This is a genomic window from Sinorhizobium sp. 7-81 (assembly GCF_030124405.1).
Taxonomy (GTDB): domain Bacteria; phylum Pseudomonadota; class Alphaproteobacteria; order Rhizobiales; family Rhizobiaceae; genus Sinorhizobium; species Sinorhizobium psoraleae.
The window spans coordinates 20,306-34,584 of the sequence record NZ_JASKLT010000002.1 but is presented as its reverse complement, the minus strand read 5'-3'; the positions used below and the strand labels follow the sequence as shown (position 1 = coordinate 34,584).

Below are 14,279 nucleotides of genomic sequence, written 5' to 3'. Positions count from 1 at the left end.
GAACTACTTCCCCGCCTCGGACAACACGGGCAGATCCCTGGCGAAAGCGTCTATTTCCGCCCATGGATCGCCGGACGTGACCAGGAGGCCAGGCAGCGAAGAATAGTTCAAATCCTCCGGAGCGTCGATAGATTCAAGGTCGCCCCAGCTTACCGGGGTTGAGGCCGGCAGGTTCGTCCTCGCGCGAAGCGAGTATGGGGCGGCCGCGGTGTGACTGCGCGCATTGCGATGGAAGTCGATGAAGATCCGCTTGATGCGCTTGTCCTTGCCCATCGTCGTCGTAAAAACCTCCGGCGCGCTCGCGGCCAGGCGGGTGGCAATCGCGCTTGTCGCCTGATGCACCTTTTTCCAGTTGTGCTTCGGCGCGATCGGCACGACCACGTGGATGCCCTTGCCGCCTGACGTCTTGACGAAGGGAACGAGATCAAGCGCCTCGAGCTCGCCGCGAATGTGGACGGCGGCCTCGACCACCTCGCGCCAGCTGATGCCTTCGCCGGGGTCCAGATCGAAGACGATACGGTCGGCCTTTTCAAGCCGGTTGCTAACGGTCCCCCAGGTGTGAAATTCCACCACGCCGAACTGCGCGAGCGCAAGATATCCCTTGGCGTCCCCGACGGAGAGATAGGACTTCGTTTCGCCTTCCGAGTTGGTCGATTGAAACGTTTGCACCGAGGTCGGCATGCCGGTGAAGGGATGGCGCTGAAAGAAGCAATCCTGCGCTCTTCCCGTCGGGCAGCGCACCAGCGAGACGGGGCGTCCGAGAATGTGCGGCAGCATGAAATCGCCGACGAGTGCATAGTAGACGGCGATGTCGAGCTTGGTCGGTCCGGACCTGCCGAACAGGCGGCGCGTCGGATTGGTGATCGAGATGCTTGCGAGGTCCGCGTCCGAGATGAAGTGCTTTCGCTGTATCGGAGCTGGCGTCGAAAGCTCGACGTCGCGAAGGCCCTTGAATACGGCGTGGCGCAACGCGTTGTCGGTCGTACGGTTGGAGTAGTGAATGTGCGCCGTCAGCACCGGTCTCACCCAAATGATTTCCTTCGGGGCGCCCTCAAGCTTCGCCGCACCGGCACGCAGCGGCTCCAACCGGGCGAGCAACTGCTTGAGCATCTCGGCATCGAAGCCCGTTCCGACCTTGCCGCGATATTGCAATTCGCCGTCAACCCACTCGCCAAGCGCAAGCGCGGCAAGCCCTTCGGCGGCCTCGGACCTGGTGTATCCGGCGATCACGAAATCGCCGATCTGCAGCGCCTTGGTCTTGGTCCAGGTTTTCGAGCGGCCGCTTTGGTAGGGGGCCGAGGCGCGCTTCGAGACGATTCCCTCGAGCCCCATTTCCGAAGCCTGGTCGTAGAGCCCACGCCCGACGCCGACGACGTGATCGCTCAGCTGGATGGCCGAGCGCGCCGAGACCTGCCCCGTCAGCAACTCAGCGAGCAACGTCTTGCGCTTTTCGAGCGGAGCGCCCATGAGGTTCCACCCATCGAGATGCAGGAGATCGAAGGCATAAAACACCAGCCTGTTGCCCGCGCCCTCTGAAAGTGCCTCCTGCAGCAGGGCGAACCGGCTGATTCCCTTGTCGTCGGGAACGACGATTTCCCCATCGATGATGGCATCGCGGCAGGGCAGCCGTCGAAAGCCTTCCGGCAGGTCGCCGTAGCGCTTCGTCCAGTCGAGACCACCGCGGGTGATGAGGCGCACTTCGCCGGCGGACAGGTGCGCCATCGTCCGGTAGCCGTCGAATTTGACCTCGTGCAGCCATACTTCGCGCTGACCGGCGCTCCCCGGGGGAACAGCCGTCTGCGTCGCAAGCTGCGGTTCGATGCGGGCGGGCGCTGCGCCTTTCACGGCGCCCGGTAGTGCGCTCGGATTGAGCTTGACCGGCTTGACTGGCTTGGCCGGCGGTTTCGGCTTCTCCACCAGTTCCTCGATCCGTCGCCCGGACTTGACGCTTTCCGGGCGCGTGGAGAGGATATCGGTTGTGGCGTCGGCGGCGAGGTCGCGTTCCTTGAACAGGAGCCAGTTGCGCTGATCTTCCTCGCCGGGCTTGGGCTTCAGCCGCGCCAGCATCCAGCCGCCATTGAGTTTCTCGCCCGCAAGACGGAACTTGAAGGCGCCCGTGCGCAAGCTCTTCTCGATGTTGTCCATTGGTGCCCACACGCCCGTGTCCCAGACGATCATCGGGCCGCCGCCATACTCGCCCTCGGGGATGACGCCCTCGAAGTCGATATATTCCAGCGGGTGATCCTCCGTCTCGACCGCGAGCCGTTTGTCGGCGGGATTGAGCGACGGCCCCTTCGGGACCGCCCAGCTTTTGAGCACGTCCCCCACCTGCAGCCTCAGGTCGTAATGGTCGGCCGTCGCATGATGCTTGTGGACGACAAAGCGGTTGCCGCTCTCGCCGGCAAGCCTGCCGGGCGGTTCCGACGTTTTCGAAAAGTCCCTTTTCTTGCGATAGACCTGTAGCTTCGACGTCGCCATGTCCCTACGCTATGGCTTATGGGGCGAACCCGCAATATGACGTTCACGTCGACATCGAAAGGATGCGCTGAACATCAAGGGGGACAGGAGAGATGACGGAAAACTATCGTTGGTTGAACGAGCCGGCAAGCTGGCAAGGCGACGAAAAGGCGCTGTCGCTCAAGACGGACGGCAATACGGACTTCTGGCGCGAGACCTTCTACGGCTTCGTCCGCGACAGCGGCCACGCCTATCTCCGATCGGTTTCCGGCGATTTCACCGCATCCGCCACGATCATGGGCGCCTACGAGCAGCTCTACGACCAGGCCGGGCTGATGTTGCGCCTCGACGAGGAGAACTGGATCAAGTGCGGCATCGAATATACCGACGGGCTGATGCATTTCAGTGTCGTCGTTACGCGCGGCGTTTCGGACTGGTCGGTAATCCCTCTTCATGACGCCACGTCGTCCGACGCGGTCGAGGTGCGGCTGACGCGCCATGGCGACGCTGTACGGGTGCAGTTCCGCTTCGGCGACGCGCCCTGGCAGATGGCGCGGCTTTGCCCGTTTTCGGCGGCGGATGCGGAGATCGGCGTCATGGCCTGCTCTCCGGAACGCGCAGGCTTTACGGCAAACTTCCGCGACTTCAGCGTTGGCCCGCCGATTGCCCGTGCGCTGCACGAGGATTGATGGCTCCACCCAAAGGCACGCGTCAATGCGAATGCATTACGCGATCGCGCGCGGCGTCAGGCTGACCGGCCGGCAGGACTCACGGATCATCAGGCGCCCCTGCAGCACGAGCCTGCGCGGTGCCGCCGGGCTCTTGCCTGAAAGGCGATCGAGGATGAGTTGCGCAGCCTGTTCGCCGATCGCCTGAACGGGCTGTGCGATCGTCGTCAGATGCGGCTGGAAAACGTCCGCCCAGGGAAAATCGTCGAAGCTTGCGACGGATACGTCTTCCGGGCACTTGAGACCGATATCGCGGATCGCCTTCATCACGCCGATGACCATCAGGTTATTGGCGGAAAAGATCGCGCTCGGTCGCTCGGCGCTCGTGAGCAGTTGCATCGTCGCCTTGTAGGCATCCTTTTCGCGGAAGTTGCCAATCCGCACGAGATCGTCCTCGTAGGGTAGCTTGGCCGCTTCCAATGCGGCCTTGTAGCCGGCCAGGCGCTCGCGTCCCGTCGACGTTTCGAGCGAGCCCGAAATATAGCCGATGCGGCGATGCCCGAGACCGAGCATATAGAGGGTCGCGTCGTGGACCGCACGGCGGTTGTCGAGCACGACGGCATCGGTGTCGATTCCGTCCAAGAGCCTGTCGATCAGGACGGTCGGCAGATTGGCGCCGGCAATAATGCGCTTCAGCGTTTCGTCGTCTCCCGCAGGCGCGATGATCAGGCCATCGACGCTGCGATCGATCAAGAGCTCGATCTGTTCATCCTGCATCTCGACGTCCTCGTCGTTGCAGCAGAGCATCACCGCGTAGCCGGCGCGATGGAGGACGTCCTGGATCACCGCCACGACGTCGGTGAAGAAGGGGTTGGTGATGTCGGCCACCATCAGGCCGACCGTGCGCGTGGTGCCGAGCTTGAGGCTGCGGGCGATCGCGTTGCGCTTGTAGCCGATGACCTGGATCGCCTCTTCGATGCGGCTACGCAGTTCAGGGCTGACGGGAGCGGACCCGTTGATCACCGCGGAAACCGTCGCCACGGAGACGTTCGCGGCCTTCGCAACGTCGAGCATTGTGGGCGCGGTGGACTTTCGTGAATTCCGGCGACGCTGCGGCATCTTCCATCAAAACGTTTCGAAATGCAGTTGGGAGAACCTTATGTGAGCCGCGAAAATTGTGCAATAGCTGCGCCCCTACCTGGATCTTTTAGCCGCTTGACACTTTCGAAACGTTTAGAATAGGCTGCGGGAAATAAGCGAAATAATCGTCAGATATCGGTGGTAGGGAGGCCGCCAATGTCATGCGCGATGATCTTCCGACGTTGCCGGGTTCCAACTCGCACGCAAGCGACGCGCAACGCGTCGTCCTGACAGCCGAGGCGATTTCCAAATCCTTCGGCGGCATTGCCGCGCTCAAGGAGGTGCGGTTCGATCTGCGCGCCGGCGAGATCCACGCCCTGATGGGCGAAAACGGCGCCGGCAAGTCGACGCTGATGAAGATCCTTTCTGGTGTCTATCCCGATTATGACGGCCTCGTGCGCGTTGATGGTACGCCGGTGCGCTTCTCGACAGTCAGGGACGCCGAAGCGGCCGGGATCGCCATCATCCATCAGGAACTGAACCTTGTTCCGGAGCTCCGCGTCGCCGACAACATCTTTCTCGGCCGGGAGCGCGTGATCGCCGGCCTTTTCGTCGATCGCAAGGCAAGCCTCGATGCCTCGCGCGTGTTGCTGCGTCGTCTTGGCATCGACCTCGATCCCGAGGCGCGCGTCGGCCAGCTCAGAGTCGGTGAGCAGCAGCTTGTCGAGATTGCCAAGGCGCTCTCTCTCGAGGCGCGCATTCTGATCATGGACGAACCGACCTCCGCGCTTTCGCCCGGCGAATGCCAGCGGCTCTTCAAGATCATGCGACAGCTTGCTGCCGACGGCGTCGGTATCGTCTATATTTCCCATCGTATCGACGAGGTGATGCATTTGAGCGATCGCATCACCGTCTTTCGCGATGGCCGGCATGTCTGGACCCGGCCGAGGGCCGATCTCGATGAGGACTCGGTCATCGCCGCCATGGTCGGCCGCAGCCTGCTCGACGCACAGCGCGTAGAACGGCCAACGAGCGGCGATCCCGTGTTGTCCGTGCGTGGTCTCTCGCTTTCGACGTCCAGCCGGCATGGCTGGCGCGACGTGCTGAAGGGTGTGAACTTCGACGTCAGCGCCGGCGAGATCCTGGGCATCGGGGGGCTGCTCGGTGCCGGGCGCACCGAAATCCTGGAAACGATCTTCGGTTCGAGTGAAGGCCGGCGCGGCGGCGAGATCTATCTCGATGGAACTCCGGTCGACATCCGCTCCCCGCTCGATGCGCGCCGCCTCGGCATCGCGCTGGTGACAGAGGATCGGAAAACGCAAGGGCTGCATCTCCACGATTCGATCACGGACAATGTGGCCCTGCCGTTGGTCGGCCGGTTGGCGCGTTTCGGTTTGCGGTCGTTCGATGCGGAGAATTCGCTCAGCAAGAAGGCCGTGCAGACGCTTGGTGTGCGCTGCGGCAGCATCGACCAGATCGCAGGGACGCTTTCGGGCGGCAATCAGCAGAAGGTGGTGATCGGCAAATGGCTGGCCACCGGCCCGCGCGTGCTTCTCCTCGACGAGCCGACGCGCGGTATCGATGTCGGCGCGAAACGGGAGATCTACGATCTCATCTTCTCGCTTGCGGGAGAGGGGCTGGCGATCGTGGTCGTGAGCTCGGAATTGCCGGAGCTCTTGCACCTTGCCGACCGTATCCTGGTGATGGCTGAAGGCCGTCAGACAGGGCTTATCTCCCGCGAAGAGGCGAGCGAAGAACGCCTCATGCAGCTCGCCGCTCCGCGGGGTGGTGTGCTTGGAAGGGCCGTTGCATGACATTTCTGAGACTTCTCTCCCAGACGAAACTCTATTGGGGTCTGATCGCCATCTTCCTGATAGGCGTTCTCTCCTCGCCTGTGACCTCGTCGGGCAGAAACATCTTTCTATCTTCCGGCAATCTTCTCGACGTGCTGCGGCAAGTTTCGACGACGGGGCTAGTTGCCACCGGCATGACGGCCGTCATCCTCACCGGCGGGATCGATCTCTCCGTCGGTTCGATGATGGCGATCTGCAGCGTCGTTTGCGCCATGCTCCTGACGGTGCCCGGCGAAACCCCGGCGGTTTTCCTGGGAATTCCGGCTGTCGGCCTCGCCTCGCTTCTTGTCGGCGCGGTCGTCGTTCGCTTCGTTTTCCTCAACAGCGAGAAAGCGCGGGGTGGGGAAGCCAATGTCAGGGACGTGCACCTCAATCGGGTGCGTGGCACGCTCCTGCCTGCGGTTGGCGGCATCCTCTTGTGCGCGCTGGTGCTGAGCTTTCTGCTGCCGCAGGTGCAGACGAAATTCGGCGTGCTCGGCGTCCTCCTGGTTGCGCCTGCCGTGGGCCTGCTTTTCGGCACGATCAACGGCGCCATCATCGTCGTCGGCAGGTTGCAGCCGTTCATCGTCACCCTGGCGATGATGGTGACGGCGCTTGGCATCGCGCGCCTCACAGCCGGTCAGAACAATGCGGTGCTGCCGGTTTACACCGGGACCAACGCCACTGCCGATTTCGACGTGCTTCGCCAGCTCGTCTTCGGCATTGTGCCGATGCCGGGCATCTTCTTCATCGTGGCGATCATCCTTTACAGCATCGTCCTGCGCTTCACGCCTTTCGGCCGCTACGTCTATGCGATCGGTGGAAACGAGGAGGCGGCGCGGCTCTCCGGCATCAATGCCGGGCGGGTGAAGATCATCACCTATGCTATCTCCGGGCTGCTCGCCGGTATCGCGGCGGTGCTCTATGTGGCCCAGTATCGGCAAGGCAAGCCGGACGCCGGCGCAGGACTGGAACTCGACGCAATCGCGGCCGTAGTGATCGGCGGCACGAGCCTTATGGGCGGGCGCGGCAGCCTTGCCGGGACGTTCTGCGGCGTCCTGATCTTCGGGCTGCTCTCCAATATCCTGCAGCTTCACAACATCAACTCCAATCTTCAGCTGGTGCTGAAGGGCGTGATCATCATCGGCACGGTGCTCGTTCAGGAGCGCAACGCCTACGATGTGCTTGCCCATTTGCGGCTGACAAGCCGACGCCCGGCGCAAAGCGAAACGGCCGCGGAGGAGCGGCCGGCAAGAGAGACCCTGTCTCTAACCATGGGAGGAAAAGAAGAATGAAACGTCGTGACATCATGAGACTGGCGGCCATTGCGGCCGTTCTCGCGGCCTCCACCGCCCTCTTGCCGGGCAAGGATGCGCTCGCCCAGGACAAGAAGTGGCGGATCGGCTTCAGCCAGGCAACGACCATCGAGCCGTGGCGCGCGCAGTTCAACAAGGACATCATCGCAGAAGCGGCGAAGCATCCGGAAGTCGAGCTCATCATCACGGATGGCGAGGACAAGACGGAAAAACAGGTGGCGGACGTCGAAAACCTGATCCGTCAGGAAGTCGACGCGCTGCTCATATCACCTAAGGAATCGGCGGGTTTGACGGGCGTTGTCCAGCAGGCGATCGACGCGAAGATCCCGGTTTTCGTTCTCGACCGCAACGTCGAGACCGACCAGTACACCCAGTTCGTCGGCGGCGACAACAAGCTGATCGGACGGGCGGCCGGCGAACACGCCGTGGAGCTCCTCGGCGGCAAGGGCAAGGCTGAGGGCAACATCGTCGAGATCTGGGGCGGCATGGGCACGCAACCGGCACACGACAGGCACGATGGCTTCCACGAATTCACCGACAAGGAGCCGGGCATCAAGCACCTGCTCGACCAACAGTCCGGCGATTGGAAGCAGGACCAGGCCTATAACATTATGGCGACCGCACTCCGCAACAACGAGAAGATCGATCTCGTCTACGGCCACAATGACCCGATGGCCTACGGAGCCTATCTGGCGGCAAAGGATGCCGGCCGTGAGAAGGAAATCAAGTTCCTCGGCATTGACGCGCTGCCGGGTGAGGGCGTGACCTGGGTCAACAACGGCGAACTCACCGCGACCTTCCTCTATGCGACGCCCGGTGCCGAGGGGCTTCGCCAGGCAATCAAGTTCCTGAACGGCGAGAAGGTCGAAAAGACCGTGACGCTCGACACGATGACGATCACCAAGGAAAACGCCGCGGAGATCATGAAGGCAAACGGACTGTAGGCGCAGCATACCGGGCGGCGAAATGCCGCCCGGTATGCTGATAAAAACGTCGCCTGCGAGTTGGCGCCCACCGGGACCAAAGCTTTGCAGGAGCATCCGGGCAAGCTGGTCGGCGCAGTGGCAAAATCGCAACTACAACGTGTTATGCACTGCAGCGATAACGCCGCAGAGCACGCAGCTCTTGCATTCCGTTCCGTGACACGGTTCTGTTACAAAATCGTCACAATCCGGGAGAAGGAGCATGTTCGACGGTAAGATCGAACTGGCGGATTGGCACCACTGCGCCGCGGGACATCAGCGCAGCATCTTCGCGCATCCGCTCTATCCAAATGTTTTGATAAAGGTTCTGAAACCGGAATCGAGGGGAGAGGGCGGCACCCGGCGGTCGAAGAGGAGGCTTCGTTTCCTGAACAGGTTCAAGCGCTTCGGGGCATATCGGACGTTTCAGCGTGAGGTCGATGAATTCCTTGAGCAGGCGAGAAGGTTCTCCCTTGCCGATCGTGTCGAACTTCCCATCCCGAGGATATTCGGTTTCGCCAATACCGATTATGGCCTCGGTTTGATTGTCGAAAAGATAACGATGAGCAATGGGGAGATCGCTCCCACCCTGCGTGAATTGGCGCTTTCGGGCCGATTGACCGCAACACATCTCAAGATGATCGATGAGCTCTTCGAACGCTTCTGCCGGCTGCACATCGTCATGATGGACGTCAATCCCGGCAATTTCGTCGTCACGGATCGCCGGGGATTCGAGGAACTCATCTGCGTCGATGGTACTGGAGAAATGAGTCCTCTGCACATATTCGCCTTCAGCCGCCGCATGAACGAAGCAAGGCTCCGGCGGATGCGCGCGAAGTTGCTTACGAAGCTTGCCGGAACCCTGGCATGCTCCGCCGCGGTGAGTGGAGATGAAAGTGTCCGCGCCGCCCTCGCAAGGTACCAGCGGCAGACAGGCCAGCTAACTCGCTCGATAGGTCTTTCGCCTGATCCCGCCCACTGACCGCGCCTTACGTGCCGATATCGGGCGCTGGACGAGGAGGCGGCCGCCTTCCCGCGAGCGGTTGAGAGCACGTTCGACGCCTTGCCACCGATGTGCGCCTCACGCGCGAGATACTGCGCCGGATCGAAGCCAGCCAGCGAGACGGCGACGATTTCGCCTTAACTAAAGGCCGAACCCGCCAGGCGCACCTTGGGCGACACTTGGAAACCACATGCCTTCGGCGCCACGCCAGCCGACAATCGGGATGTCGCACTTGCGATCGAACTTGCCGATAGGTGCCTGGCGTATACAATTCTCCTCGGTCCGGAATTTGTGGCCGGGAATCTGGATCGTACTGTCTTGCGCATAGGAGATAGCGCATGATGACAAGGCCAGCGCCGTCAAGGCGGACAGGGTGCTCTTCGGCATAGTAAGTTCTCCCCCATTTCAGCAAATGCTGATTTTACATCAGACGGGGAAGGTTGGCCTTTAGCCTTTCCGAACTAGCTCGGACGGAGCACGTCTCCGCTCTTGGCGCAGACGGAGTCCAATTGCTCTTGATATCGTTTGCGCTGCTATTATCATGGGCGTATGCGACGTTCGAAGCGGTTCCCTTGGATGGAACGGGCGAGAGCCCAAGCAGGATGACGAATACGTCGCGATCGGAGCTGCAGCGGACCCGGCCAACCCATCTGCAGCTCTGTTTGTTTTGAGGGTAAAAACTTTCGAATTTCGCGGCGACCGCATGTTCCCTTAAGCTCATTGAAAACAATGAGCCTTTGGCCCCGTCTATTTCGTCCCTTAGTGCATCACCGACAGCGCGGCGGCGAAGAAATCCTCGCCACCGAAATTGCCCGACTTCAGGGCCAGAAGCATGTCGCCCTGGGGGTTGCCGATCGTCCGGAGCACCGGCACGCCGGGCGCGATTTCCGGGCCGATCAGGAAAGCCGGGATGGCAAGCTGATCCACTGCCGCACCGGAGGTTTCGCCGCCGGCGACGACGAGACGCCGCACGCCTCTTGCCACCAGTTCGGCAGCGATGGCCGAGGTTGCGGCCTCGATCGCGCGCCCCGATATTTCACGCCCATAGCGCGATTGCAGCCGGGAAACGGCCTCCGGCGTTGCGCTTGCGGCGATGATGACGGGGCCTGCGTCCATTCGTTCTCCCGCCCAGGAAAGCGCGGCGGAGATCTCGTCCGGCGCTGCGGTGAGCAGTTTTTCGGGGTCGAGCCTCAGGACCGGCATTGACTGTTCGACGACGGCAAGCTGACGAAGGGTCGCCCTGGAGCAACTGCCGGCGATGATGGCGGCATGCCCGCCGACGGGGCGGATGGCATCAGCCGCGGCGGTGGCCTTCGGCGGCACGCGACCGGAACGCACCAGTGCGCGCGCGAGCCCCAAGCCGAGACCGGATGCGCCGGTCGAGACCGGTGTCTCGAGTACCGCTTCGCCGAGGATTTCGAGGTCACGCTCGAAGATCGCGTCCGCGATAGCCGCTGTGAAGCCTTCTGCCCTGAGCTTATCGAGCCTCGCCCGCACTGCTGGCGCCCCGGTCGATACCGTCGCCAGGTCGACAAGCCCGATGCGGCCGCGTGATTGCCGAGCCATGACGCGAACCAGATTGGCGTCGTGCATGGGATTGAGCGGATGGTCTTTCAGCGGGCTTTCGTTCAGCGGCTCCGTACCGACGAAAAGGTGCCCGAGATAGACGGTGCGTCCCGTCTCCGGGAAGGCAGGCGTGACGAGCACGACGCCGCCGCCTGCCGCAGTGCTGAGGGCCTCCGTGACCGGGCCAATATTGCCGCCATCGGTGGAGTCGAAGGTTGAGCAGATCTTGTAAAGCACATGGCCAGCGCCGTGGTCGCGCAACCACTGCTCGGCTTGACCCGCAGCCACGACGGCTTCATCGGGCGGGACCGAGCGGATCTTCAGCGACACGACGACGGCGTCCACGTCGGGCAACGCCAGCGACGGGTCGGGAATGCCGACCGTCTGCACGGTGGCCAACCCGTTCTTCGTCAGCGTGTTTGCGAGGTCCGAGGCGCCGGTGTAATCATCAGCAATCGATCCGAGCAGGATGGTCATCAGCTAGCTCCGGGAAAACGGCTTGAACCAGTCAAGGCCGTCCAGTGTCCGGCCGCGCGGGACATATTCGCAGCCGACGAAACCATCATATCCGAGCCGGTCGATTTCCTCGAACAGATAGGCGTAGTTCAGCTCTTCGCCGTCGGGTTCATGGCGGGAGGGGATGCTCGCGACCTGAATGTGGCCGATCATCGGCAACAGGCGACGGAGCGCCATTGTGACGTCGCCGTGCAGAACCTGCCGATGATAGATGTCGAACTGGAGCTTGAGGTTCGGCAGGTCTAGTTCTGCGATAAGCCGCTCGGCCGTGCCAAAGTCGTTCAGGAAATAGCCCGGCATGTTTCGTCCGTTGATCGGTTCGATGAGCAGATCGATGCCGCTCTCCGCCAGCCGTTCGGCTGTGTAGACAATGGAGCGCCGGTAGCAGGATGCGGCTTTTTCGTCCTCGCTGTCGGCGAGGCCCGCCATCAGGTGCAGCCGTTTAGCGCTCGTCGCAGCGGCATAGTCCAGCGCCCGTTCCACACCGGACGTCAGTTCATCGAAGCGGCCGGGCAGCGCTGCGATGCCGCGCTCGCCGGCCGCCCAATTGCCGGGAGGCAGGTTGAACAGCGCCTGTTGCAGGCCGTTGCGGGCGAGCCGCTCAGCGATGGCATCCGGCGCAGCCTCGTAGGGAAACAGATATTCGACGGCGGTAAATCCTGCGTCCGCTGCCGCGTCGAAGCGGTCGAGGAAGGACCACTCGTTGAACATCAGCGTCAGGTTGGCGGCAAAGGCCGGCATTGTCGCGTCCTATTCGTTCTCTGAGTTGGGGCGGGGCAGCGCCGCGCCTGAAAGCTGGGCGTAGAGCCGGGCAAGGGAGGCATCGTCGTCGCGTCCCATGCCCGCGCCGGCAGCGGCGAGATACATCTGCAGCGCAGCGGCCGCGAGCGGCACTGGGTAGCGCTCCGACCGGGCCATGTCCTGGACGATGCCGAGATCCTTGACGAAGATCTCGATGGCGCTCCGGGGCGTATAGTCTCCGGCAAGCACATGCGGCACGCGGTTTTCGAACATCCAGGAATTGCCGGCGGATGCGGTGATCACCTCGTAGACCTTGCCGAGATCGAGCCCCTGTTTGGCGGCGAAGCTTATCGCTTCGCAGGCGGCCGCGATGTGGACGCCGGCAAGAAGCTGGTTGATCATCTTGAAGGCGGCTCCGGTCCCCGCCGTGTCTCCCAGTTCGTAGACCTTGGCCGCCATGGCCTCGAGGGCCGGGCGTGCTGTTTCGAAGGCGGCTTTCGAACCGGACGCCATGATTGTCAGTTCGCCGCTGGCCGCCTTTGCCGCACCCCCGGAAATCGGCGCGTCAAGGTAGTGGAACCCAAGCGCCTCGGCCCGTTGTGACAGGTCCCTTGCGACGGCCGGATCCATCGTTGCCGAGGAAACGAACACCGCGCCAGGCTTGATCGCACCGGCGATTCCTTCGGGGCCGAACAATATTGCTTCGGTCTGCGCAGCGTTGACGACCACGGAGACGATGATATCGGCCCCCCGCGCCGCTTCAGCCGCCGTGGCCGCGCCGCGGCCGCCTTCGGCGACGAACCGTTCGACCGCAGCTGGCATGATATCGTAGCCGACAACTTCGAGGCCCGCATGTTTCATCGACCGGGCCATGCCGAACCCCATCGAGCCGAGGCCGATCACGGCGGCAAGTGCGGTATTTTCTGCGTGCGATGACATGGCGGCATGCCCCAATCGAGGTAGGAGGTTGCGATATTCCGGTTGCCTGTTTCGGTGCCGGCAGCTCTTTTTAGTTCGTTTTGGCAGCGCTGCCAAACTGAAATTGGTAGCGCTGCCAAAAAATCTCGCTATTGATTTGGGCAAGAAATGCAGGGCGGCAATCTTGCTGGAAGGCACGCTTTGAACGTGAACCCGGAAACCAGGCACCAGACCATGGTGACGCTTGCGAAGGTCGCCGAAGCGGCCGGCGTCGGCGAGAGCACGGTTTCGCGCGTTCTGCGAAACCATGGCTCGTTCTCGCGCACGACGCGGGACCGGGTGATGGAAGCGGTCGAACGGCTTGGCTACGTTCCGAACCGGATCGCCGGGACGCTGGCTTCCGCCGGATCGCGTCTCGTCGCGCTGGTCATTCCGTCGCTGACGAACATCGTGTTCGCCGATGTGTTGCGCGGCGCGAGCGGTATATTGGAGGAAAGCCAGCACCAGGCCGTTTTTTCCGTGACCGATTACGATCCGGAAAAGGAGGAGGCGCTGGTTGCCGCGATGCTTGCCTGGCGGCCGACGGCGGTGATGCTGGCCGGCTTCGAGCACACCGAGGGCACGGTGAAGATGCTGCGGGCGAGCGGGTGCCGTGTGGTGGAATTGCTTGATCTCGACGGTACGGCACTGGACCTTGCCGTCGGCTTTTCGAATCGGGCGGCCGGAGCCGCCTCGGCCGATTTTCTGTTGAGACGCGGTTATCGCCGGATCGGCTATGTCGGTCACGATCCCGACCGGGACACCCGCGCCGCGAAGCGCTTTGCCGGCTTCCGAGAGAAGTTGGGCGCCGCCGGGATTCCACTCGTCGACCGTGAAATTCACGCCGGCGCCTCCTCGGTGGAAAACGGACGATCGGGGCTGGAGCGGCTGCTCGCGAGGACGCCCGACCTCGATGCAGTCTATTTCTCGAACGATGATATGGCGCTTGGCGGCTATTTCCATTGTCTGGCGCACGGTATTCCGATCCCCGCGCGCCTGGCACTTTTCGGCCATAACGGCCTCGACATTGGCCGGGTTACACCGCAGCCGCTCTCGACCATCCGCACGCCCCGGGTTGCGACCGGGCAGGTGGCGGCGGAACTCGTTGTCGCGGATACACCGTCGCAGGTCGTCGACCTCGGCTTTGAGTTGATCGAAGGGGCGACCGCCTGACAGAAAGG

Annotated in this window: 12 protein-coding genes; 6 read left to right on the top strand and 6 right to left on the bottom strand. The window is 62.5% G+C overall.

What is annotated here, in order from left to right:
- Nucleotides 1-3: 3 nt before the first annotated feature.
- On the bottom strand, nucleotides 4-2,478 hold the full coding sequence (ligD, locus tag QN224_RS07435) for a DNA ligase D (protein WP_283976133.1): 2,475 nt from the start codon (nucleotides 2,476-2,478) through the stop codon (nucleotides 4-6).
- A gap of 92 nt (nucleotides 2,479-2,570) precedes the next feature.
- Between ligD and QN224_RS07430 the strand changes: the two genes are divergently transcribed.
- The gene (locus QN224_RS07430; RefSeq protein ID WP_283976132.1) at nucleotides 2,571-3,146 is read left to right on the top strand and encodes a DUF1349 domain-containing protein; all 576 of its coding nucleotides are present in this window, start codon (nucleotides 2,571-2,573) and stop codon (nucleotides 3,144-3,146) included.
- 36 nt (nucleotides 3,147-3,182) lie between these two features.
- On the opposite strand, the gene QN224_RS07425 is transcribed toward QN224_RS07430, so the two are convergent.
- Nucleotides 3,183-4,199, bottom strand: coding sequence for a LacI family DNA-binding transcriptional regulator (locus QN224_RS07425; RefSeq protein ID WP_283976131.1), 1,017 nt, complete (start codon nucleotides 4,197-4,199; stop codon nucleotides 3,183-3,185).
- 227 nt (nucleotides 4,200-4,426) lie between these two features.
- Between QN224_RS07425 and QN224_RS07420 the strand changes: the two genes are divergently transcribed.
- The 4 genes from QN224_RS07420 to QN224_RS07405 all read left to right on the top strand — a co-directional run bounded on the left by QN224_RS07420 (nucleotide 4,427) and on the right by QN224_RS07405 (nucleotide 9,297).
- The gene (locus QN224_RS07420; RefSeq protein ID WP_283976130.1) at nucleotides 4,427-6,019 is read left to right on the top strand and encodes a sugar ABC transporter ATP-binding protein; all 1,593 of its coding nucleotides are present in this window, start codon (nucleotides 4,427-4,429) and stop codon (nucleotides 6,017-6,019) included.
- The gene (locus tag QN224_RS07415) at nucleotides 6,016-7,332 is read left to right on the top strand and encodes an ABC transporter permease (protein ID WP_283976129.1); all 1,317 of its coding nucleotides are present in this window, start codon (nucleotides 6,016-6,018) and stop codon (nucleotides 7,330-7,332) included. The genes QN224_RS07420 and QN224_RS07415 overlap by 4 nt, the downstream gene beginning before the upstream one ends.
- Nucleotides 7,329-8,297 carry a substrate-binding domain-containing protein gene (locus tag QN224_RS07410; RefSeq protein WP_269286845.1) on the top strand — a complete coding sequence of 323 codons (969 nt, stop codon included), beginning with the start codon at nucleotides 7,329-7,331 and terminating at the stop codon, nucleotides 8,295-8,297. Before QN224_RS07415 ends, QN224_RS07410 begins: the two co-directional genes overlap by 4 nt.
- A gap of 241 nt (nucleotides 8,298-8,538) precedes the next feature.
- On the top strand, nucleotides 8,539-9,297 hold the full coding sequence (locus QN224_RS07405; protein ID WP_283976128.1) for a YrbL family protein: 759 nt from the start codon (nucleotides 8,539-8,541) through the stop codon (nucleotides 9,295-9,297).
- Between the two features lie 162 nt (nucleotides 9,298-9,459).
- Here the strand turns inward: QN224_RS07405 and QN224_RS07400 are convergent, their stop codons facing one another.
- From QN224_RS07400 to ltnD, 4 genes are all read right to left on the bottom strand, one after another.
- Nucleotides 9,460-9,705: a hypothetical protein gene (locus QN224_RS07400; RefSeq protein ID WP_173511562.1), complete on the bottom strand. Its 246-nt coding sequence runs from the start codon at nucleotides 9,703-9,705 to the stop codon at nucleotides 9,460-9,462.
- Nucleotides 9,706-10,077: 372 nt separating this feature from the next.
- A complete protein-coding gene (otnK, locus tag QN224_RS07395; protein WP_283976127.1) occupies nucleotides 10,078-11,361 on the bottom strand; it encodes a 3-oxo-tetronate kinase in 1,284 nt (427 codons plus the stop codon).
- 3 nt (nucleotides 11,362-11,364) lie between these two features.
- Nucleotides 11,365-12,141 carry a 2-oxo-tetronate isomerase gene (otnI, locus tag QN224_RS07390; protein WP_283976126.1) on the bottom strand — a complete coding sequence of 259 codons (777 nt, stop codon included), beginning with the start codon at nucleotides 12,139-12,141 and terminating at the stop codon, nucleotides 11,365-11,367.
- 9 nt (nucleotides 12,142-12,150) lie between these two features.
- Entirely contained in the window at nucleotides 12,151-13,080 is a 930-nt protein-coding gene (gene ltnD, locus QN224_RS07385; protein WP_283976125.1) for an L-threonate dehydrogenase, read from the bottom strand.
- Nucleotides 13,081-13,293: 213 nt separating this feature from the next.
- Here ltnD and QN224_RS07380 point away from each other — a divergent pair, with 213 nt between their 5' ends.
- Nucleotides 13,294-14,271 carry a LacI family DNA-binding transcriptional regulator gene (locus QN224_RS07380; protein ID WP_283976896.1) on the top strand — a complete coding sequence of 326 codons (978 nt, stop codon included), beginning with the start codon at nucleotides 13,294-13,296 and terminating at the stop codon, nucleotides 14,269-14,271.
- Nucleotides 14,272-14,279 lie beyond the last annotated feature (8 nt).

Coding starts and splice junctions, on each gene's coding strand:
- ligD (WP_283976133.1), bottom strand. CDS start 2,478: ATGGCGACGTCGAAGCTACAGGTCTATCGCAAGAAAAGGGACTTTTCG.
- QN224_RS07430 (WP_283976132.1), top strand. CDS start 2,571: ATGACGGAAAACTATCGTTGGTTGAACGAGCCGGCAAGCTGGCAAGGC.
- QN224_RS07425 (WP_283976131.1), bottom strand. CDS start 4,199: ATGCTCGACGTTGCGAAGGCCGCGAACGTCTCCGTGGCGACGGTTTCC.
- QN224_RS07420 (WP_283976130.1), top strand. CDS start 4,427: ATGCGCGATGATCTTCCGACGTTGCCGGGTTCCAACTCGCACGCAAGC.
- QN224_RS07415 (WP_283976129.1), top strand. CDS start 6,016: ATGACATTTCTGAGACTTCTCTCCCAGACGAAACTCTATTGGGGTCTG.
- QN224_RS07410 (WP_269286845.1), top strand. CDS start 7,329: ATGAAACGTCGTGACATCATGAGACTGGCGGCCATTGCGGCCGTTCTC.
- QN224_RS07405 (WP_283976128.1), top strand. CDS start 8,539: ATGTTCGACGGTAAGATCGAACTGGCGGATTGGCACCACTGCGCCGCG.
- QN224_RS07400 (WP_173511562.1), bottom strand. CDS start 9,705: ATGCCGAAGAGCACCCTGTCCGCCTTGACGGCGCTGGCCTTGTCATCA.
- otnK (WP_283976127.1), bottom strand. CDS start 11,361: ATGACCATCCTGCTCGGATCGATTGCTGATGATTACACCGGCGCCTCG.
- otnI (WP_283976126.1), bottom strand. CDS start 12,141: ATGCCGGCCTTTGCCGCCAACCTGACGCTGATGTTCAACGAGTGGTCC.
- ltnD (WP_283976125.1), bottom strand. CDS start 13,080: ATGTCATCGCACGCAGAAAATACCGCACTTGCCGCCGTGATCGGCCTC.
- QN224_RS07380 (WP_283976896.1), top strand. CDS start 13,294: ATGGTGACGCTTGCGAAGGTCGCCGAAGCGGCCGGCGTCGGCGAGAGC.